Origin of the sequence: Chryseobacterium sp. T16E-39, from assembly GCF_002216065.1 — a bacterium.
Classification (GTDB): Bacteria; Bacteroidota; Bacteroidia; order Flavobacteriales; family Weeksellaceae; genus Chryseobacterium.
Genome location: NZ_CP022282.1, coordinates 3,484,859 through 3,506,280, shown reverse-complemented (window position 1 = coordinate 3,506,280; position 21,422 = coordinate 3,484,859). Strand labels below are relative to the sequence as shown.

The 21,422-nt window shown below is 34.6% G+C and carries 21 protein-coding genes; 14 read left to right on the top strand and 7 right to left on the bottom strand.

The annotated features are described in order from the left end of the window. Window positions 1-60 precede the first annotated feature (60 nt). The 3 genes from CEY12_RS15900 (at window position 61) to CEY12_RS15890 (ending at window position 2,566) form a co-directional block, all read left to right on the top strand. The gene (locus tag CEY12_RS15900) at window positions 61-492 is read left to right on the top strand and encodes a hypothetical protein (protein WP_089028623.1); all 432 of its coding nucleotides are present in this window, start codon (window positions 61-63) and stop codon (window positions 490-492) included. Between the two features lie 31 nt (window positions 493-523). Continuing rightward, a complete protein-coding gene (locus CEY12_RS15895; RefSeq protein WP_089028622.1) occupies window positions 524-1,516 on the top strand; it encodes an aspartate-semialdehyde dehydrogenase in 993 nt (330 codons plus the stop codon). A 69-nt stretch (window positions 1,517-1,585) separates the two neighbouring features. After that, on the top strand, window positions 1,586-2,566 hold the full coding sequence (locus tag CEY12_RS15890) for a cation diffusion facilitator family transporter (protein ID WP_089028621.1): 981 nt from the start codon (window positions 1,586-1,588) through the stop codon (window positions 2,564-2,566). A gap of 15 nt (window positions 2,567-2,581) precedes the next feature. Here CEY12_RS15890 and CEY12_RS15885 read toward each other — a convergent pair whose 3' ends face one another. Further along, window positions 2,582-3,013 carry an exosortase F system-associated membrane protein gene (locus CEY12_RS15885; RefSeq protein WP_089028620.1) on the bottom strand — a complete coding sequence of 144 codons (432 nt, stop codon included), beginning with the start codon at window positions 3,011-3,013 and terminating at the stop codon, window positions 2,582-2,584. After that, window positions 3,010-3,531 carry an exosortase family protein XrtF gene (gene xrtF, locus CEY12_RS15880; RefSeq protein WP_089028619.1) on the bottom strand — a complete coding sequence of 174 codons (522 nt, stop codon included), beginning with the start codon at window positions 3,529-3,531 and terminating at the stop codon, window positions 3,010-3,012. The genes CEY12_RS15885 and xrtF overlap by 4 nt, the downstream gene beginning before the upstream one ends. A 253-nt stretch (window positions 3,532-3,784) precedes the next feature. Here xrtF and CEY12_RS15875 point away from each other — a divergent pair, with 253 nt between their 5' ends. The 5 genes from CEY12_RS15875 to CEY12_RS15855 all read left to right on the top strand — a co-directional run bounded on the left by CEY12_RS15875 (window position 3,785) and on the right by CEY12_RS15855 (window position 7,368). After that, on the top strand, window positions 3,785-4,810 hold the full coding sequence (locus tag CEY12_RS15875; protein ID WP_089028618.1) for an aminoglycoside phosphotransferase family protein: 1,026 nt from the start codon (window positions 3,785-3,787) through the stop codon (window positions 4,808-4,810). A 64-nt stretch (window positions 4,811-4,874) separates the two neighbouring features. Continuing rightward, entirely contained in the window at window positions 4,875-5,282 is a 408-nt protein-coding gene (locus tag CEY12_RS15870) for an RNase adapter RapZ (RefSeq protein WP_089028617.1), read from the top strand. Window positions 5,283-5,365: 83 nt separating this feature from the next. Further along, a complete protein-coding gene (locus CEY12_RS15865) occupies window positions 5,366-6,079 on the top strand; it encodes an NDP-sugar synthase (RefSeq protein WP_089028616.1) in 714 nt (237 codons plus the stop codon). Window positions 6,080-6,086: 7 nt separating this feature from the next. Next, a complete protein-coding gene (locus tag CEY12_RS15860) occupies window positions 6,087-6,839 on the top strand; it encodes a TIGR00730 family Rossman fold protein (RefSeq protein ID WP_089028615.1) in 753 nt (250 codons plus the stop codon). 58 nt (window positions 6,840-6,897) lie between these two features. After that, window positions 6,898-7,368 carry a DUF6702 family protein gene (locus CEY12_RS15855; RefSeq protein ID WP_228409712.1) on the top strand — a complete coding sequence of 157 codons (471 nt, stop codon included), beginning with the start codon at window positions 6,898-6,900 and terminating at the stop codon, window positions 7,366-7,368. Window positions 7,369-7,434: 66 nt separating this feature from the next. Here CEY12_RS15855 and CEY12_RS15850 read toward each other — a convergent pair whose 3' ends face one another. Both CEY12_RS15850 and CEY12_RS15845 read right to left on the bottom strand, forming a co-directional pair. After that, the gene (locus CEY12_RS15850) at window positions 7,435-8,745 is read right to left on the bottom strand and encodes a DUF5689 domain-containing protein (RefSeq protein WP_089028613.1); all 1,311 of its coding nucleotides are present in this window, start codon (window positions 8,743-8,745) and stop codon (window positions 7,435-7,437) included. Between the two features lie 26 nt (window positions 8,746-8,771). Further along, window positions 8,772-11,639: a carboxypeptidase-like regulatory domain-containing protein gene (locus CEY12_RS15845; protein WP_089028612.1), complete on the bottom strand. Its 2,868-nt coding sequence runs from the start codon at window positions 11,637-11,639 to the stop codon at window positions 8,772-8,774. A gap of 233 nt (window positions 11,640-11,872) precedes the next feature. Here CEY12_RS15845 and CEY12_RS15840 point away from each other — a divergent pair, with 233 nt between their 5' ends. Both CEY12_RS15840 and CEY12_RS15835 read left to right on the top strand, forming a co-directional pair. Then, window positions 11,873-13,060, top strand: a complete 1,188-nt coding sequence (locus CEY12_RS15840) for an endonuclease (protein ID WP_089028611.1) — start codon at window positions 11,873-11,875, stop codon at window positions 13,058-13,060. Window positions 13,061-13,092: 32 nt separating this feature from the next. Beyond that, the gene (locus CEY12_RS15835; RefSeq protein ID WP_089028610.1) at window positions 13,093-13,515 is read left to right on the top strand and encodes a DUF6146 family protein; all 423 of its coding nucleotides are present in this window, start codon (window positions 13,093-13,095) and stop codon (window positions 13,513-13,515) included. Between the two features lie 54 nt (window positions 13,516-13,569). Here CEY12_RS15835 and CEY12_RS15830 read toward each other — a convergent pair whose 3' ends face one another. Continuing rightward, window positions 13,570-14,166: a superoxide dismutase gene (locus tag CEY12_RS15830; RefSeq protein WP_089028609.1), complete on the bottom strand. Its 597-nt coding sequence runs from the start codon at window positions 14,164-14,166 to the stop codon at window positions 13,570-13,572. Between the two features lie 175 nt (window positions 14,167-14,341). Continuing rightward, window positions 14,342-16,207 (bottom strand): transcription termination factor Rho, encoded by a 1,866-nt coding sequence (gene rho / locus CEY12_RS15825; protein ID WP_089028608.1) that lies wholly within the window; start codon window positions 16,205-16,207, stop codon window positions 14,342-14,344. A gap of 143 nt (window positions 16,208-16,350) precedes the next feature. Between rho and CEY12_RS15820 the strand changes: the two genes are divergently transcribed. From CEY12_RS15820 to CEY12_RS15805, 4 genes are all read left to right on the top strand, one after another. Then, window positions 16,351-16,740 carry a DUF4293 family protein gene (locus CEY12_RS15820; RefSeq protein WP_089028607.1) on the top strand — a complete coding sequence of 130 codons (390 nt, stop codon included), beginning with the start codon at window positions 16,351-16,353 and terminating at the stop codon, window positions 16,738-16,740. Window positions 16,741-16,911: 171 nt separating this feature from the next. Beyond that, complete coding sequence (locus CEY12_RS15815; protein ID WP_089028606.1) at window positions 16,912-17,835, top strand: M28 family peptidase; 924 nt, start codon at window positions 16,912-16,914, stop codon at window positions 17,833-17,835. 52 nt (window positions 17,836-17,887) lie between these two features. Beyond that, window positions 17,888-19,726, top strand: coding sequence for an ABC transporter ATP-binding protein (locus CEY12_RS15810; RefSeq protein WP_089028605.1), 1,839 nt, complete (start codon window positions 17,888-17,890; stop codon window positions 19,724-19,726). A 23-nt stretch (window positions 19,727-19,749) separates the two neighbouring features. Beyond that, the gene (locus tag CEY12_RS15805; RefSeq protein ID WP_089028604.1) at window positions 19,750-20,100 is read left to right on the top strand and encodes a DUF1801 domain-containing protein; all 351 of its coding nucleotides are present in this window, start codon (window positions 19,750-19,752) and stop codon (window positions 20,098-20,100) included. A gap of 141 nt (window positions 20,101-20,241) precedes the next feature. On the opposite strand, the gene CEY12_RS22665 is transcribed toward CEY12_RS15805, so the two are convergent. Beyond that, entirely contained in the window at window positions 20,242-20,667 is a 426-nt protein-coding gene (locus tag CEY12_RS22665) for a helix-turn-helix transcriptional regulator (RefSeq protein WP_228409711.1), read from the bottom strand. Window positions 20,668-21,422: the final 755 nt, after the last annotated feature.

Sequence of the window (21,422 nt, the reverse complement as noted above, 5' to 3'; positions counted from 1 at the left end):
CCGGCTTTCGCCGGGATTTTTTGTTATCTTTGTTCATTAGAAAAATAGAAAAATTAGGATATGGATTTTTACAAGATTTTATTGAGTGCCCATAAAGGATTTGGGTACTTAGAGCTTCTCTTAGTAGCGCTATTCATTATTGCACTTTTAGGAACGATGTTTGGTTTCAGTGGAAAAGTAAATAAATTTTTAAAGAAGACTACCCTCTTCACGATGATTTTCTTCCACGTTCAGTTTCTGATTGGAATCATTATGTTGATTATCAATTTTACAAAAGGATTGGATATGGGATCAGTAATGAAAAATGCAGATCTAAGATTCCAGTATGTAGAACATCCATTTTCTATGCTGATTGCGGCTGTATTGATGACGATCATCAATAAAAAAGTAAAATCCAATGACACTATTTCTTTAGGAATTGTCATTATGGGATTAATTGCAGTTGGCTTATTTGCATTCGCGTTCCCTTGGACAAGAGTCTTCGGGGCATAATATATTAACTTAAATAATTGTAATCATTAAGATGAAAGTAGCTGTAGTCGGTTCAACAGGAATGGTTGGACAAGTTATGCTTAAAGTTTTGGAGGAGAGAAGCTTCCCTATCACAGAATTAATTCCGGTAGCATCGGAAAAATCTATTGGTAAGAAGGTGAAGTATAAACAGGAAGAATATACGATTGTAAGCATAAACGACGCTATAGCTGCCAAACCTGATATTGCAATTTTCTCAGCAGGAGGATCAACATCTTTGGAGTTTGCTCCTAAGTTTGCTGAAGCAGGAATTACAGTAATTGACAACTCTTCCGCTTGGAGAATGGATCCTACTAAAAAATTAGTTGTTCCTGAGATCAATGCTGATGTTTTAACTGCTGAAGATAAAATTATTGCCAACCCTAACTGTTCTACCATTCAATTGGTAATGGTTTTAGGGCCATTAAACAAGAAATATGATCTTAAAAGAGTGGTCGTTTCTACCTATCAGTCGGTAACAGGAACAGGGAAAGCTGCTGTTGATCAGTTAAACTCTGAAATTAAAGGTGATGATTCGGTAGCAAAAGTATACCCTTATCAGATCTTTAAAAATGCATTGCCACACTGTGATGTTTTCAGTGATGACGACTATACCAAAGAGGAAATTAAATTAATGAAAGAGCCTAAGAAAATATTGGGTGATGATACATTTAATTTAACAGCAACTGCAGTAAGAGTCCCGGTTCAGGGTGGCCATTCTGAAAGTGTGAATATCGAATTTGAAAATGAATTTGATTTGGATGAAGTAAGAAAGATATTATCTGAAACTCCGGGAGTTGTGGTAATAGATGATGTCAAAAACAATCTGTATCCTATGCCTCTGAACTCTGAGGGGAAAGATGAAGTTTTCGTTGGAAGAATACGACGAGACCTCTCCCAGCCGAAAACGCTCAATCTCTGGATCGTAGCAGACAATCTGCGAAAAGGAGCTGCAACGAACGCAGTACAGATCGCAGAATACTTAGTATCAAATAACTTAGTTTAAACTAACAAAATAAAAAAGAGTCTCAAAATTGAGATTCTTTTTTTTATCAAACTACGAAGATTATAGAATATGAATAAAAATAAGATAGGCTTTCAAAGATGGATTGCTGTTTTTGGAGTCATTTTGTTCATCGGCAAATTGATCGCCTGGAAACTCACCAATTCAGATGCCGTATTTTCAGATGCGATGGAAAGCGTTGTAAATGTTATCAGTGCCTTTATGGGTCTTTATTCATTGCATTTGGCAGCAAAGCCAAAAGACGAAGGCCACCCTTACGGACACGGAAAAGTAGAATTTGTAACTTCAGGTATAGAAGGTGCCTTAATTGCCATTGCAGGAATTATGATCATCTATGAAGGTATTAATAGTCTAATCGTTGGCAAGACACTCAACCAGTTGGACTGGGGAATCGCTATTATTGCCGCTACCGCTGTAATTAATTATTTACTTGGATATATTTCCATTAAAAAAGGAAAAGCAGATAATTCTCTAGTTCTTATATCATCCGGAAAACATTTACAATCTGATACGATAACTACACTAGGAGTTGTTCTCAGTTTAGTCATTGTCTTCTTTACAAAAATATATTGGCTGGATTCGGTTGTAGCCTTGATTTTTGGTGCCTACATCATCTTTGTGGGGTATAAGATCATCCGTAAGTCATTAAGTGGAATTATGGACGAACAAGACCCGGAAATACTCGTTCAGATTGTTCACATTCTCGAAAATAACAGAAAAGACGAATGGATCGATGTTCACAATATGAAAATCCAACAGTTCGGGGCATCGCTCCATATTGATGCCCATATTACACTCCCTTGGTATTACAGCTTGCGCGATGCTCATAAGGAAATGGAAAATGTGATTATTCTTTTAGCTAAAAACATCAAACGTACTATTGAGTTCAATTTCCATATGGATGATTGTAAAACCATTTCATGCCCTGTTTGTCAGATAAAAGATTGCCCTGTACGCGAAAGAGATTTTATAAAACGGGTAGAATGGACTTCTGAAAATATAACTCTTGAAGTGAAACACTCTGTCGAATAAATAGACCCCGGGAAATTATTTTTGGAGCATTTTTTTCCTGTAATAAAACATTGGAATAATAAGCAGAATGATCAAAGGTTGTATCACAAAGCGTCTCATGTAAAAAGAAAAAAGATATCCAATTTGAAAACGGTCATAGATACAGTACAGATATATAGGAAAAGTGATCAGAAATACAATAACGATCAATGCGGCGCCCTGCATTGTCCATGTTTTATTTTTGAACATAAAGTGAATAATTAAACATGAGAAAAATAAATTCAGAATAAATCTGTATAAATGGCTTAAAATAAGCTGTCCCCATTCAAAAGAAGGAAAAGCTATGCTTTTATCAGCTTCATGAAAGTACTTTAGGAAGGGGTCATAAAACAGCTTATTCTCGAGTACCCGTACACTCATAAGCCCCAAAATTCCTAATATTACTAAAACCCAACTAAGTATTTTCATTTTTTTAAAGCAAAGAATTTAATCCAGACCAGCCAGAGTATTACTACAGTCCCATAAATAATCGCAGGAAAAAGGAAATCATGAGCCATTCTCTCATATTCTTTGTAATCGCTTACCAATAGATTAATTCCCACAATTCTTAATACATTGATCACATACAGTATCAAAAGGCCAATAAAAGCATAAATAAAAGTTTTAAACCCTTTATAAAATGCGAAGACAAAAGAGACAAACAAGATCATCACTGAAATTGCATTACACCCTTCTACCATCCGAGTTACATATACTTTTTTTACATAAAACCATACCTGCTCTTTTGCTACATCATTATAGAGCTGGGTAGGATAATGTAAAGCATTCTGAATGGAACTCACCTGTTCAGCTACCATTTTCGAAAAAGGGTCCAATCCCGATTCCTTGTAGTTATTAAGGTAAAACTGATAGCCCAAAAGCAGCACCAGGTAAATGATGATGAACCTCAACAGAATACTTAAAACAGGCTTAAAATCCTTTAGCATAGTTACAAAGATAAAGAAAAGTCAGAAAGTGAAAAATGTGAAATCTGGAGTTTCTATACAGGTACTGAACTTTAACACATTTTAGTTAAAAATAATCCGAATTCAATACCCTTCTTCCATACCTTTTCACATTCTAAAAGAGTTCTGCATTACAATTTCTCTAACAAATCCGGAGACCGATTCTGGATTTAAAACTTCCTTCTTTCTACCTCCTGCTTGCTTTCAGGAAATTTATTATATTTGTTTCCATATTATGACTTCTGAAAAGGCACAACGATTTTTTGAAAACTATAGTGGTAAAAAATCTTCTGAGTTTGTCACATTGGCTCAAAGCGGATCTGCAAGGGTGAATTTTTGGGCAAAAGTGGATGATAAAAAGTATATTATTACCTATAATGAAAATGTTCAGGAAAATGAAAGTTTTTTTTATTATTCAAAAGTTTTCACTCAACTGCATCTTAACACTCCAACAATTTTTATTATTTCGGAAGATAAGAAGATGTATGTCCAGGAGTTTCTTGGAGAAAACACATTTTCAGAAATCATTTCAGCAGAGGGTTTATCAGATAGGGTAAGATCCCTTGTCAAGCAAACCCTAGAAAAACTTTTTCAGTTACAAACCCAAACCCAGGGGAAAATTGATTTCACAAAAACATTTGAATATGAAAATTATGATGAGCTTCCTGTGATTCATGATCTGTACTATTTCAAAAATTTTATTGGGGATGTTCTTGAACTGGAATATCACAAATCTACCCTACTCAAAGAATTCAAAAGCATCGCTTCTCTTATTGAGAACCTGGAACCAAAAGGAATAATGATCCGAGACTTTCAGGCGAGAAATATTATGGTAAACGAAAACAATGAGGTTTCCTTTATCGATTACCAGTCGGCAATGAGAGGACCTCTGATCTATGATGTTATTTCATTTCTTTTTCAGGCTAAAGCTAACTTCCCTGCAGATTTCAAAAATGAAATGCTTGAATTTTACATTCAACAATTTGAAAGTGAAGAGACAAGACAGCAACTGAAAAATTCAGTACAACCAATTCAGTTGATGAGATTCCTTCAGGTTTTGGGAGCCTATGGATTAAGGGGACTTATTCAAAGAAAACAACATTTTATTTCAAGCATTGAACAAGGAATTGAGAATATTGTACAATTTGCTGAAACCTGGAAAGACATAAAAGATTACCCCGAACTTCAAAAGATCATACAGCAGTTACCTTCGGAAAAAACGACCATAAAAATTAGTAAAATACTGAACACTCAATTGTAAATATTCTAGGTAATCGGCCTTAATCAATCAAACCGCAATGGTTACAACAAAAAAATAATTAAATATGCTACACATAGACATCCACAGTTTTTCATATAAAAAAGGGGGAATCCCCAAAGATGAAACCGGAAATGGAGGAGGTTTTACTTTTGACTGCAGAGGGATACTTAACCCAGGAAGGCTCGAAGAGTTTAAAATTCAGACCGGAAATGACATCGGTGTGCAGGAGTTTTTAGAGAATGAAACTGAAATGCCTCAGTTTCTAGAGTTAGTAAAAGGCATTATATCAATTAATATAGATAATTATCTTTCCCGGGGATTTGAAAACCTTCAGATTAACTTTGGCTGTACAGGTGGCCAGCACAGATCTGTATATTCTGCCATAAAAATAGCAGAATACATTCAGAAAAAATATCCTGAAGGAACCGAAATAAGCCTACATCACGATGAACAGCACCAACTCAATTCATAATTGATAAGCGATTCATTATAAATGATTAATTTACACGGTCCATATTTTATCAATGATCATTCATTATATATCCATTATACTACATGAAAGCTTTAATCTTTGCAGCCGGTAAAGGAACACGTCTTAAGCCTTTTACCGATCACCATCCGAAAGCACTGGCAAAAGTAAATGATGTTCCCTTATTAGAAAGAAATATCAAATACCTTAAAAATTTTGGGATTACCGATTTCGTCATTAATATTCATCATTTTGGGAATCAGATCATTGATTTTTTAAAGGAAAACAACAATTTCAATTGTAATATTGAAATTTCTGATGAAAGCCAGGAGTTGCTTGAAACCGGAGGTGGTTTAATTTTTGCTAGAAGATTCCTTGATCATGGAGAAGATTTCTTAATCATGAATGCTGATATTCTAACCGAGATAAATATCAATGATCTGGTTAGTTATCACAAAAAGATAAAAGATTTTGCTACTTTAGCTGTTTCGGATAGAGAAAGTTCAAGAAAACTGCTTTTTAATGATGATTTGGTTTTAAGAGGCTGGTTAAATGTACAAACCGGGGAGCAAAGGCTTGCAGAATTCAACAAGGGATTTAAAGCATTAGCTTTTAGCGGTGTACATTGCATCAACCCTTCTATCTTTGAAAAAATAAAAAGAAAAGGCAAATTTTCTGTTATGGAAGAATACCTGGATCTGATGCAAACAGAACATATCCACGGTTTTGTACATGACAATGTTTTAATAGACGTTGGAAGACCCGAATCTATAACAGAGGCTGAAAAATACTTTAAATAATTTTGCAATGGAAATTGATGGAACTAAGGATGAGAGTTTAATAAATCCGGAATTTGATGTTAATGAAACAAAACTACAAAATAGTTTAAGACAAAAAACCTGGGATGAAATCATCACCAAAGACAGCTGGATGGTTTTCAAAGTGATGGCCGAGTTTGTTGATGGGTATGAAAAATTAGCAAAAATAGGACCCTGTGTTTCTATTTTCGGATCTGCAAGATTAAAGCCGGAGAGCAAATACTACGAAATGGCAGTAGAAATTGCTGAAAAAATAACAAAAATAGGCTTCGGTATTATTACAGGTGGAGGACCAGGTATCATGGAGGCTGGAAATAAAGGAGCTTTCAATGCTAAAGGTAAATCCATTGGCTTAAATATAGACCTTCCTTTTGAACAACATTTTAATCCCTATATCAATAAATCCTATTCAATGAATTTTGATTACTTTTTCGTAAGAAAAGTAATGTTTGTAAAATATTCTCAAGGATTCGTGGTAATGCCAGGAGGATTTGGTACTCTTGATGAACTTACAGAAGCGATCACCCTGATCCAGACAAATAAAATAGGAAGATTCCCAATTGTCCTGGTAGGTTCTGAATTTTGGAATGGCCTATTGGAATGGTTCAAGGCAACCTTATTAAAAGAAGGGATGATTGCCGAGGATGATTTGGATCTGTACAGAGTGGTAGATACCGCTGATGAGGCTGTAGCACACATTAAAGCATTTTATGACAAGTATGCGGTGAATGTGAACTTTTAATTGGCATATTATTTGTGACTTATAACAAACAATTATGATTGTAAATCTATTAATTAAGATGAAAAAACTTTTATATATATCAGGAATTTTAACATTTTTTGTGTTAATGAGTTTTATGTATGTAGACTTTTTCTCTTCAATGACCAAAGTTGATTATATTGATGGAAGCAAAACATTGAAGTTCACCACGAAAATGAATACAAATCATATTTCCGATGCGATCAAAATAAATCCTAATACTGCAGGATTTGAAGCAGAAGTAAAAAAATATGTAAATAATAATTTTGATGTGTACGTCAATGGCTCTCCAAAGACAATAACATTTACAGGAAGTCAGGTAAGCGGAGAAACTGTATGGGTATATTTTGAAACAGGAGGTGTTTCGGATATCAATACCTTGAAAATAAAAAATACGATTCTTCTAAGCGCTTTTCCAAAGCAGAGTAACATTGTTACCGTATCTTATAAAGGAAGTCAGAAAGTAATGAACTTCCAGCGAGGGAAAGAAGTGAACGAAGTTTCTTTTTAAAAGAATAAATTTAATAAAAAAAGCCACTACATCAGTAGTGGCTTTTTTTATTAAATCATTCTATTTTTAATTTCCTACCACTCTCACATTATCCAGTTGCCATGTTGCAGCAGCAGATGTTGTAGATGTGTATTTAAAGCCAACAGTAATATTCTTATTGACGTAGGCATTCAGACTAATATCTCCGGAGTACGTCCACGTATTAAAAGTGCCCGAATCAGGATCCAATATAGCAGACAGCGGTACCCATACTGTTGTAGAAGGATCTCCACTATAGTTTTCAGTGACAAAAACCTCTAAAGGATTACCGTTATATCTCACATCCGTATCAAAAGACAAAGCGGCAGAAGCAAGCCCCTGTAAAGAAATTGGTTTGGAAATTAACCAGTCTTCATTCGCATTGTTTCCCCCAGCAAAGCCATTCATTACTACACAAGGTTTTGGATTTCCAAACTGTTGGATATTCCAGACCTGAGCTCCTGTTACACTCACATTGAACCAATTATCAAGGTTTCCACTATCAAACCCTTCAAAAAAGAATCTTTTCCCTGTAAATTTCACATCATTAAGGCTCCTTATTAACATTTGCCAAGAAGAAGTATACCGGCTTACAACAAACGTCAGATCTCCTTTTCCTTCAGGAAGCACTGTTGCCCCAAATGTAGAAAATCCTGAATTTCTAAGAACAGTAGCATTTCCAGTAACATCTACAATACTTCGATCTGTATCAACACCTGCTCCTCCGACGTAATTAATATAAGTTTTACCTAATTCCGATACAGCAAACTGGACATTGGGCACTTTAACTAAAATATTTAAATAATCCGTATTCTGAGCAAGTTTGAGATTAGCTAGTTCTACCGGTTTTATGGTTGCAATATCCAATCCCGAACCATTACAAACTCCTGAAAGATATCTGTTCAATACAATTCCTGGAATCCGTCCAATAGCAAAATTAGCATCTACGGAACCTATCTTTACTACTCCCCTGTCAAGTCCTAATCTTAAACCTTTAGCATTGATTCTAATGTGCGCACCTACAGGAAAATCAGCATAGTTGCTTGATCTGTCCACTTCAATTTGTAGTCCTACCGTCGGATTTTCCGGTTTATCCTGAAAAGAAATTGTTTTGTAAAAATTACCATTCTCATCAGAAGAAACAACATATCCGTCAAAAATCTGATCCGTATTGATCAAAATAAAACCACTTGCCGGAGCCTGGGCTTTGAAATCAGCCATTGTTATGGTGGGAGAGGGAAATTTATTCATACATTTAACTGGAGGAGTTTCCCAATCATCTTTTTGTACGCAAGAAGTAATAGAAATTACAGCAAAAGCAATTCCTGTCACGAAACTAAAGTATTTCTTTATATTCATTTTTGTTGTTTTTAAAGTGGTAAAAATTAAAATCTAAACTGTAGATTAATGAAATAAGACCGTCCCTGAGTATACCAGTATTTTGGTCCAAATAGAGTAAACTCACGATCATTATCCTGGACAAAACTTGGGAATTTAGCATTCCTTGTTTGTTCAAAACCTCCGGTAATGTATCTTTTGTTATTTAAAATATTATTAACGGACGCAGAAAGTAATACATAATACTTCCCAATCACCCAGGATTTCCCTGCATTAGCATTAATAAAGAAGGAAGAGGGTAATTTATTCGGTTGCAGTACTCTTCTTAATTCAGATTCTGTAAGATTATAATAAGGAGTAGAAGAATTATTATTTTGAACAAATGATTCTGTTCTGACCAATGCTGAAGGATCTAAATAATTTTCATCAAAATAATTCCAATTGGCTCCAAACCACCAATATTTAGGAGAATTATATCTAAAGCCTAACGAATAAGCATGTTGGGGAGTTCCACCCTGCCTGTATTTCTTAATATATGCTTTTCCAAGATTCATGTAAGAAAGACCATTAGAGAAAACACCGGCAGCATCCGAAGCAAAATAAGTAACCGGATCATTCTGATAGGTAAACTGTCCATAGCTCATTAAGCCTTGTAAAGATAATGTAGGGGTAACTTTTACATCAAATCCCAATTCGGCTCCCATATTCCTTTTTTTGACATCCGTCATTACCTGAGTTACAAATGCGCTTTGAACCAGCGTTTCATTTCCCTGATCATCAGAATTATTGAGTTGTATACCATCTGCAAAGAATCTTTGCACCATTGTTTCATTACTTGTATCAACTAAATATCCTGTTACTCTTAATTTCAAAAATGGAGAAGAAATAATATAGCTCAAATCATTTGCATTAATGATCATATTTTTGATATTGGGAGCTACTGAACCATTAACCCTCGGATTAATAAACAGGTCTTCTAAGTAGGGGGCCTGGGAATAATAAGCTCCATTATATACAAAGAAATTCCTTCCGTTCAGTTTATAAACAGCCTGTCCTTTCAAACCATAATTCCAAAAGTTGTAATCTGCACTTTTCCCTTTAGAGTCTTTATAGAGATAATGATTGAACAGCCCCTCTCTACTGGAGGAAGAGTATCCTGCAAGTCCAGAAACAAATACGTCAAACTTTCCAACTGAAAATTTCAGTCCCGGATTTATTTTCACCTCTTGTCTTCGAAAGATGTAGTCATAAGTCATTCTATCTCCAACCTTTTTAGTCACATCCTGTTCACCATCATTAAATAATCCAGATTTTCCGGGCTGATTTGTTGCCGCAAAAGGATCTCTGTTTAAAACAAAATCACTTCCCAAAAGGTCTTTGACCTCACGGTATAGTTCGGAACGATAGTTTTGATAAGACACATTAAGCAAAAATTTAGCAGTGTCATTAAAGTTGTGAATGAAATGAGTAGATACATTAAAAATTTTATCATCACTGACATCATTGACCAGATAGTATAAAGCTCTTTTTCCGGTTTGTCCATAATATGTTCCAGCAGATTGTTGGCTGTTTCTCCTGTAAAGATTATCCCAGTTTAGCTGAGTAATATTAGGATCTCCTGAGGTCCATGCATTCAAAGAAGTGTGATAAGCATCCTGAACAGTAGTCATTATTCCCCCGGATCCTGCAGGCACTGAGGCATTAGGATCTAAAGAATCATAATAACTTGGAAGGTTTCTATAATAGGTAGGTGATGGATTCTGTACATTCTGCCAATCTAAACGCGAACTTTTATCTTTTCCAAACTGATAGGATACAGAAGTCCAAAGACTTGATTGTTTACCAATTTTCCAGAAATCCTGAATCTGAAATATAGGTTGAAATCCCTGTCTTACTCTTTCACTCCTTTGCTTGCCATCCTGATATCCCCAATAAGAATTGTAATGCACTCCCCTATAGTCATATACTTCCTGCGTGCTTGGGCTTGCCGTTGATCTTCTGTAAGGTGCACCTATAAAATTGAATGTAATACTGTGTTGATCACTGAGTTTTTTCTCAACCCCCAGATAAGCACTATACGCATCATAAAAGGTACCTTCCTGTATTCCTTCATTAGCCCATCTTCTTGCACCCATTACAGTAAATGCCCAGCCATTCTTATTCATTCCTGAGCTGTACCGTAAAGATGTACGGTTTCTATAATTTCTGTTGGTTAAAGATTGGGTAAACTGAAATCCTTTTCTGTATTCACTGGACTTCATATTCTTATAAATAACAGAACTGTTGCCTCCAAAACTATATTCAGAAGGGGAATGATTCACTGCAATTTCAGGATACCGGGTCACTTCATTGAGACCTCCCCAATTTCCAAAATCTACATTACCATTATCTGATTTGATCATAGAAACACCATTCAGCATAGTCTCGCCAGCTCTACCATCGATCCCACGGGGACGAAACCAATAGAAACCTAAGTCAAATGCTGCAATCCTACTGAACACATCCTGAGATGACTGGAGTAATCCTACGGTTGATGTCTGATTATTATCGTCATCACCATCGCTATCAATAATAGCTAAGCCCTGATCCACACTGGAGGATAAATTAGAATACAAAGTAATAATTCCTAAGTCCTTTCGCTTCTCTTCACCAGAAACATCGAATTCCATGACTTTCGTTTCGTAATTGGATTTCGTAATTACAATCTGATAGTGGCCGGCTGCTAAATCGACAAATTGAAAATAGCCAATTTTGTCAGCTTCCACATCATTTCCGCCCCCTTTTAAATCTACTTCTGCCCTTTCTATGGGTTTTCCATCAGCATCCTTCAGATAGGCAAACACGGTTGTTTGCGCAAAATAAAACGATGCAGGAAACAAAGTAAACAAAGAGACTAATGATAATTTTTTCATCATACGTTTATGTTTTTTTGTAGTTGTTCTCTCTTAATTTTCAATGTCTTAAAAATGTAGAGAATTATAAATTTAACAAAATTTTATAATTCAAATAATTTTTAAGATTATATTATCTTAACACTGAAACCTTCAAATAAAACATAAAAATTACTCCATCACATTACTTTAAATTTACTTATATTTAGAAAACAAAGGAGTTTAAAAATTAAGGATAACGACTAATTGAACACAAGATGAAAAAACGTATACTCTTTTTTACTTTTCTTTTTTCAGCACTAACTTTTGCACAGCAAGGGAAAATAAGAAAAGTAGCTACAATCGGTTTTTTAAATGTTGAAAACCTGTGGGACACTATTCAATCTGCGGATTATATTGACGGAACCAAAGCTATCAGCAATCCTGCATTCCATAGAAGTATACCCATTGATTCCATTAAATTTTTGGAAGCAGAAAAATATGATGGACAATGGAGTGATGGATTATTAAAAGGGAAAAAGGTAGTAAGATATCAAAGCGGATCCGGAGAATTCACTCCCAAAAGCCCCAAAAATTACAACACCAAGGTTTATAAAACCAAACTGGCCAATGAAGCAAAGGTAATTTCCGAACTAGGCTCACAATATACCAAAACAGCTCCTGCCGTTGTCGGACTTATTGAAGTTGAAAACAGACAGATAATACAGGATCTTATTAAAGAACCTGCATTGGCTAAATATGATTATGGAATCATTCATTACAACTCCTACGATTATAGAGGAATTGATGTCGCCCTCATCTATCAGAAAAGAAGATTCACCGTGACCAATTCTTTAAAAAAAGAATTAAAAATCTTTAATGAAAATGGAAAGAGAGAATATACAAGGGATATCCTGATCGTAACAGGATTCTTAGATAACGAAAAAGTAGCTTTTTTTATGAATCACTGGCCTTCCCGAAGAGGAGGAGAAGCAATTTCATTACCTAAAAGAAATGCTGCAGCTGCTCTTTTGAAGCAGCAAATGGATAGTGTAAGAGCGATGGATTCTACTACAAAACTTTTTGCAATGGGAGACTTTAATGATGATCCCGTCAGTACAAGCTTAAAGAATCATTTAAAGGCTGTCGGGAATCCCAGGGATCTCAATGAAAGTGTACCTTATCTAAACCTGATGTATCCTTTGTATAAAAAAGGAGTTGCTTCTCTGGCATATCAGGATGCTCCGAATTTATTCGATCAGATCATAGTCTCTAAAAACCTGATCTCTGAGCAAGTAACCAAAGACTATTCTGTTTATAAAGCTGAAATTTATGCCCCTGCTTATCTGGTCAATAAAGAAGGAAACTATAAGGGGTATCCGTTCAGGTCCTGGAATGGTGATCAGTTTACCGGAGGGTATAGTGATCACTTTCCGGCATTTGTAGTTCTCCAAAAAGAACCCTAGTACCAAATACTTTTTTACGTAACTTTATTAGCATGAAAAATCTGATTTTAATTTTACTGATATTCTTTCTTCCTTTTAGCTGCTCATCACAAAGCAATACTAAGACAGATAAAGAAAAGTCTGAAATAAAACCTTCAAAAAATGATGATGGAGAATGGGACATTACTGTGATAGATACCCAATATGATTATTTTTTAAATGCTGTTGCCAAACCGATGAATCAATATTCAGAATCTTATTTAAAATCAAGAAATATACTCCTGGTCAATGAATGGAATTCTTATTTCAGTTCTGGAAAATACCGAAATGTGATTGAATCGTCTATCAGCTATGATCCGAAAGAAAATTATGGATTAAAGTTTGAATATAAGCTCTATCAGGTTTTTGCGTATGTAAACTGGAAATATGGATTAAGAATGAATGGTTTAAGTGGCAGCGATGTTACGAGACAATAAAATAAAAAGGGTTCAGAAATTTCTGAACCCTTTTTATTTATCGAAGTTAAAAAATTATTTATTGAATAATTCTTCTACTTTATCCCAGTTTACTACGCTAAAGAATGCTGCAACATAGTCAGGTCTCCTGTTTTGGTAGTTTAAATAATAAGCATGCTCCCAAACATCTAATCCTAATACCGGAGTTCCTTTAACATCTGCTACAGGCATTAATGGATTATCCTGATTTGGAGTAGAAGATACAGAAACAGAACCATCTGCATTTTTTACCAACCAAGCCCATCCAGAACCGAATCTTGTTTTAGCAGCGTCAGAAAAATCAGTTTTAAATTTCTCAAGACCCCCATAATTTTCGATTGCTGATTTTACATTTCCAACAGGCTCGTTACTTCCTCCAGGAGTTAGAATTTCCCAGAATAAAGAGTGGTTAAAATGTCCTCCACCGTTATTTCTTACTGCAGGTTTATCTGTACCAGTCTTGCAGATCTCTTCAATCGTCTTTCCAGCTAGGTCAGTCTCTTCAATTGCTTTATTTAAATTATCTATATAAGCCTGGTGGTGCTTTGTATAGTGAATTTCCATTGTTTTTGCATCAATAGTAGGCTCTAATGCATCATACGCATATCCTAGTTTTGGTAATTCAAATGACATAATTTTATTTTTTAATGTTATATTCCAAAGTTAGCCATTAATTGATCGATTATCAAAAATAGCGGATTATTTTAATAAATCTTTAACATTGACAGATTAGATTCAAAAGCTCTGTTTAAACATAAAAAGCACAGTTTTTCAATCTGTGCTTTTTACTTAACAATATTAAATTAATCTATCTATTCATAGACATCAGGAATTCTTCATTATTAAGAGTTCCTTTGATGTTTTTATTTACAAATTCCATAGCTTCCACAGGATTCATTTCAGAAAGGTATTTTCTGAAGATCCACATTCTCTGAGAAGTTACTTCATCAAGAAGTAAGTCATCTCTTCTCGTGCTGGAAGAAACAAGATCGATAGCCGGATAAATCCTTCTATTGGCAATTTTTCTGTCCAATTGAAGCTCCATGTTACCGGTTCCTTTAAATTCTTCAAAGATAACTTCATCCATTTTAGAACCTGTATCGATAAGAGCTGTCGCAATAATTGTTAAAGAACCTCCGCCTTCAATTTTTCTTGCTGCTCCAAAGAATCTTTTCGGTTTATGTAAAGCATTAGCATCTACACCTCCTGAAAGAACTTTTCCTGAAGCTGGTGTCACAGTATTATAGGCTCTTGCCAGTCTAGTAATGGAGTCTAATAAAATAACCACATCATGTCCGCATTCCACCATTCTCTGAGCTTTTGCTAAAACAAGATTTGCAACTTTCACATGTTTCTCTGCGGCTTCATCAAATGTAGAAGCAATTACTTCTGCATTTACACTTCTTTCCATATCAGTCACCTCCTCAGGACGTTCGTCGATAAGAAGAACCATCATATAAACTTCCGGGTGGTTGGCTGCAATAGAATTGGCGATATCTTTAAGCAACATTGTTTTACCTGTTTTAGGCTGTGCAACAATCATTGCTCTTTGTCCTTTTCCAATAGGTGCAAAAAGATCTACAATCCTTGTAGAAATAGTTGAATTGCTTCCTGTAAGATTAAATTTTTCTTCAGGGAAAAGCGGCGTCAGATATTCAAAAGCTACTCTATCCTTGATAAATGCTAAATCACGTCCATTAACTTCTGTAGGTTTTAATAACGAAAAGTATTTTTCGCCTTCTTTCGGAAGTCTTACGATACCTTTTACAGTATCTCCAGTCTTTAATCCAAAATTTCTGATTTGAGCAGTAGATACATACACATCATCCGGAGAAGAAATGTAGCTAAAATCTGACGAACGTAAAAAACCGTAGTTATCCGGAAGAATTTCTAATACACCTTCTATACTTACCATCCCATCAAAATGGAATTCTTTTTTAGACTCGTGATGTTCTTCCTGTTTATCAGAATGTCTGTTTTGATTTTGGTTCTGATTATGCCCCTGGTTTTGATTCTGACCTTGGTTTTGGTTATTACCCTGGTTTGAATTCTGATTTTGATTGGGGTTCTGATTTTTATGAGAATTTCCACCGTTTTGTGGATGATTATGGCCTTTTTGAGGTCTTGCCTGACCTGGAGAATTACCTGGCTTTTCTTCTGTTGAAGCAGATTTCTGAGTCTCAGTATTTTTTTGAACTTCCGTTCTTTCCTGAGCAGAAGCTTCAGTCGTATTAGGATTTGGGAGAACTCTTTTTCTTTTTTTCTTTGCTTGTGCTTGTTGCGAAGTAAGATTTTCTTCTGTTGCTGAAGCTGTAACTTCTTCCTGCCTTGGAGTTTCAGCGACAATTTCTTTTTCTTCTATTTTCTCTTCAGCGTTTTCTATTGTCTCAGTTGGAGCCTTTACCTCCGTTTTAGGTTTTACCGTTCTCTTGGGAGCAGCTTTCTTGGCAGGGGCTTTAATTTCTTTCTCCACCTCTTTGTCTTCAGTATTCATACTGCTTTCTGTGGTGTTGAAATAATCTTTTGTAACTTTAGGGTTAGAAGCTTGAAAATCAAGAACAGCAAAAATTTTATCATTTTCAGTGCTATTTCTTGCAACTTTAACGCCTAAATCCTTTAAGATTTTAGTCAATTCCGTTACGGATTTTGACCTTAACGTTTCAATGTTAAACATATGTATGTAAAAATGTAATTAATTGTGAGTAAGAAAAGTAAGTCCGGTGACTTTTGTTTTCAAGTACATTGTATAATGCAAATCTACACTTATTTTTGAATTGTGCAAAATTTATGCTACTTTTGCCCAGAATTTAATATTCGATGCTACAAAGAATACAGACCATATGGATTTTTCTGGCAGTTTTAGCTGCTGTTTTTCTTTTCATCACAGGACAGGATGTGGTGGTTTTTGGTAATATTCCTGTTATAGATATTGCATCTAGTGTGCTTGTTTTAGTTGGATTACTGAGTGTATTCAGTTTTAAAAATAGAAAAAGACAAATTTTGCTGAATAAGATCAGCATCATTATAAACGCTTTGTTGATTGGTGTATTGATTTACTGGTTACTAAACTTACCCGGAGGAATCCAAATTCCTGAGAAGGGTATTGAGCCTGTTTTCCCATTAATCGCGATAATATGTTTGTTTATTTCAAACATCTTTATCCGTAAAGATGAGAGGCTCGTAAAATCTGTGGACAGACTTCGATAACCTTACAACGATTTTTTGAGTAAGAACAGCTTCTTTTGGAGCTGTTTTTTATTTTAAAACCACCATGAACAGGTGTAATTTAATTGTAGGCCTCACTCTTTTAAATCTTTTTTAATAATGAGTGCAACATTTCCGATAATTACGCGACATATATCAATATAAATAGTCACAATGAAAAAACTAGCTTATCTTACTTTCTCGTTATTCTCAATAATTACTTTTGCTCAGGAGGTTCCAACCAGTACAATCAATACTGTTCTTTCTACATTAGCATCAGATGAAATGAAGGGTCGTGAAATAGGAACCCCTGAAAATGACAATGCAGCCAATTATATAGCTAAACTTTTTAAAGAAAATAATTTAGAATACTGTACAGGAAACTCTTATCTCGTTCCATTTGAATATAAGGGGAAGACAGTGTATAACGTTTGTGGGATTAAAAAAGGAAAAACCGATAAATACTTAGGTTTTTCGGGACATTTCGATCACATCGGAACAAGCAAAAAAAGTGGTGACAATATCTACAATGGTGCCGACGATGATGCAAGCGGAATTACTACCCTTGTTGGAATTGCAGATTATTTCAAAAATAAAACGCCAGAATTTTCAATGGCATTTATCGCTTTTAATGGGGAAGAAAAAGGAATGTTGGGCTCAATAGCTATTTCAAAGGATAAGAATTTAGATCCTATCTATAATAATTTATCTGCTCTTTTCAATTTTGAAATGGTTGCTACAGAATCTCAATTTGGGAAAAATGCGCTTTTTATGACTGGAGATGAATTTTCTGACCTTGATGAGCTATTCAATCAAAATGCAGTTAATGGTTTAAAAGTACATCCCGATCCTTACGCTTCACAGCAGCTATTCTACAGATCAGATAATGTAAGTTTTGTAAAGAAGAAAATTATTGCTCATTCCTTTTCTACAGTTGACATGACGAAAGCAACGCATTACCATAACGAAAGCGATGACGTATCCGTTGTAGATTTCAATAACCTTACTCAAATCATCAATAATCTTGGAAAAACATTAGAAAAATTAAACCCTACTAATTTTGCTCCCAAGTATAATGATAAAGTAAAATTCAATTAAGAACGTCTACTCTTTTAAAATTACCTAATTTTGCCTTTCCAATTTTTTATTGATGAACGAATATAAAAAAATATTAAAATTCGCAAGACCACATCAGAAATACATTTATGGAAGTTTATTCTTCAACCTGATGTATTCTGTTTTTCAGATTGCTTCCTTAGGGACTATTTTGCCGGTTTTGGGAATGCTTTTCGGTACTATAAAACCAGAGAAATATGAATCTGCACCTGTTTATTCTGGAGAGGTGCTTGATTTCTTTTCCTACATAAAAGATTATTCAAATTATTTTGTACAAAGCATGGTTACCGAGTACGGTTCTCTGAAAGTACTTGCATGGCTATGTATAATAACTGCCTTTATGTTTCTTTTGAGAAATGCTTTCCGTTATTTTGGGTCTTTTCTTTTAATTAATTACCGGGTAGGTGTCACCAAGGACCTTCGTGGAGCGATGTACCGAAAAATACTTTCTTTACCTGTTTCATTTTTTACCGAAAGCAGAAAAGGAGATCTGATGTCCCGCATGTCAAATGACGTAGGGGAAGTTGAAGGAAATATTTTGGGTAGCTTGATCGATTTGATCAACTCACCATTTATGTTGATAAGTACTTTAGTGACATTATTCTTTTTAAGCCCGGAAATGACACTCTTTTCATTACTTGTTCTGCCTGTAATGGGAACTATGATCGCTTTGGTAGGAAAAAGCCTTAAAAAAGATTCTCATGAAGCCCAGCACGAAATGGGAAACATATTTTCTATTGTAGATGAGACCCTGAAATCCTCAAAGGTTATTAAGATCTTTAATGCAGAGAAAATAATGGATAATAGATTCATGCAATCTATGAGCAAATGGATTTCCAGTTCCATAAGTTTAGGAAGAAAAAAAGAACTCGCATCGCCTATGAGCGAATTTCTAGGTTCAATTACTTTTTTGATCATTGCATGGTACGGTGGAAAGCAAATTATTGTCGAACAAAGTATTTCACCGGCAGACTTCCTGGTATTCTTAGGAATGTTCTTCCAGATATTGCCCCCTGCAAAAAGTTTGTCAACCTCTATTTCTAACGTTCAGAAAGGAGAAGCTTCTCTAAAAAGAGTATTGGAAATCCTGGATGCAGATGTTAAAATTGAAGAAGTGGCTGCTCCTGTTTCAATATCTACCCTTCAAAATAATATCCACTTTAAAGACATTGGGTTTTATTATGACAAAGATAATTTGATTCTCAAAAATTTTAATTTAACAATTCCAAAAGGAAAAACGGTTGCTTTGGTTGGACAAAGTGGAAGTGGAAAGACAACAATTGCCAATCTCCTTGCACGTTTCTATGATGTTTCTGAAGGAGAAATCCTGATCGATAATGTTGACATTAAGCATTTAAAACTACAGGAATATAGAAAACTGCTAGGTATGGTAACTCAGGAATCTGTATTATTTAATGATTCTGTTTACAATAATATCCTAATGGGTAAGCCGGAAGCCACCAAAGAGGAAGTGATTGCAGCGGCTAAAGTAGCTAATGCAGACACTTTTATCAATCAACTCCCAAATGGGTATGACACCAATATCGGAGACGATGGCGGTAAATTATCCGGAGGGCAGAAACAAAGGGTTTCGATCGCTAGAGCAGTCCTTAAAAACCCACCTATTATGATCCTTGACGAAGCTACTTCAGCTTTGGATACAGAATCTGAAAAATTTGTACAGGATGCTCTTGAGAAAATGATGGAAAACAGAACGTCATTGGTTATCGCCCATAGACTTTCAACGATACAAAAAGCAGACTGGATCGTCGTTATGGAAAAAGGCGATATCGTGGAGCAAGGAAGCCACCATGATCTGATTGCAAAGAGAGGGGTTTATCACAAACTCGTTGAGCTTCAAAATTTTGATTAAATCTTTTTAAATTAATTTTTAAAATGAATCCTATACAAGAGTACTTCTACAGAATTAAAGAACCTGACAGAAGTACTCTTTTGTTTTTAAGGGAAAAGATCTTAAAATCTGATACAGAATACATTACCGAAACATTAAGTTTTGGTCTTCCGTTTTTTAAGTATAAAAAGAAAATGCTCTGTTATATTTATTACAGCAAAAAATATAAAAAGCATTATATCAGTTTTTATCACGGAGATCGAATTAATGCTCCCGAATTACTTCAGGAGGGCAGAAAAAAGTTTAAAATACTCTTAATCGACATGGAAGAGGATTTACCTGTCGATTTAATTTTAAACCTCATTAATGAGGTGAAAAAACACATTAAAGGCTAGCCTTTTGCCAAACAAAAAAATATGCAGATTTCTACATCGATATTTTAGCAAATGGAATATCCTGAAATCTGGCATATCGATTAAATTGGAAAATATACGGTCACCACAAACATCTGCTTACTTTATTATCTAATCTCCACGCTATACTTTAAATATAAAATAATTGATATTCATATCAGAGGGAATATCCAGCTTTTTACGTATTCTGTACTTTCTACTTTCAATGGCCCGGACACTGCTATTCGTACATAAAGCAATCTTTTTTGTATCAAAATTCAATCTCATCAAAGCACAAATATTGAGCTCAGAGGCAATAAGTGATGAATTAATGCTTAAAACATTTGGAATAAAATCAGGAAAATGAGCGTGGAATTTTTCGAGAAAAACAGAAGAACCACTTTCAGCAAGGGCTAAAATTTCTGCAATATCTTCTTCAGTTAAGTCATTGATTTTGTTTTTCATCAAGTCATTATTCACTTTTACAAGATCCTCTATAGTACAATCTTTAGCTTTTTGATCGTTTATCAACCCATAGATCAGTCTGTCTTTACGATATAAAAATTTCATTTCCATCAAACAAATGATGAGGGTAAAAATGATATTGATTGACCGTAATAATTCAAAATCAGAACTCTTTATAAACCGGCTTTTAGGTAAAAAACTTATCTCGAAATATTGGCAGCCTACAAAACTAAAAACAATAAAAATTACCAGACCCAAAATAAAATAATAATCCTCTCTATATCTAAAATAAAAAGGCACTGCAAATAACAGGGAAAAATAGAAATATTCGACCCCAGTGCTTTTCCATGTATACACATAAAAAAAATCGATTATAAATGTAAGGAGGACAAATACGACAATAGCTAAAGGTTTTAAAATTCTATGAGATCGGCTTATGGTCTTTCTAAAATTCATTAAAGACGCAAAAAAAAGAGTAAGAAAGACGAAAATAATAGAAACTACGGTGTCTCCCAAAAAGAATAGGTAAAACAGGGAATAAAAAAAGAACAGGGAAAAAAGGAATAAAAAGCAACGATGAATAAGTTCCACATAATAAGGATTAAAATCATTATTGGTCGTCAATTGGTTATCCATTACCTTAGAAAATATACTACTTGACATATACAAAAAACTTCATAATCATAAACCAATGCCCATCTAAACAAGTGCCAAAGTAAATGATGTTTTCCCAATAAAAAACATGAAAAATTATCAAAAATATAGGCCAAATCAATATTTAATTTATCCTAAGCTATATTTTACATCATTTAGTAAAAAAAACAACAATCCTTTATTAAAACTACGCATAATTTTAACCT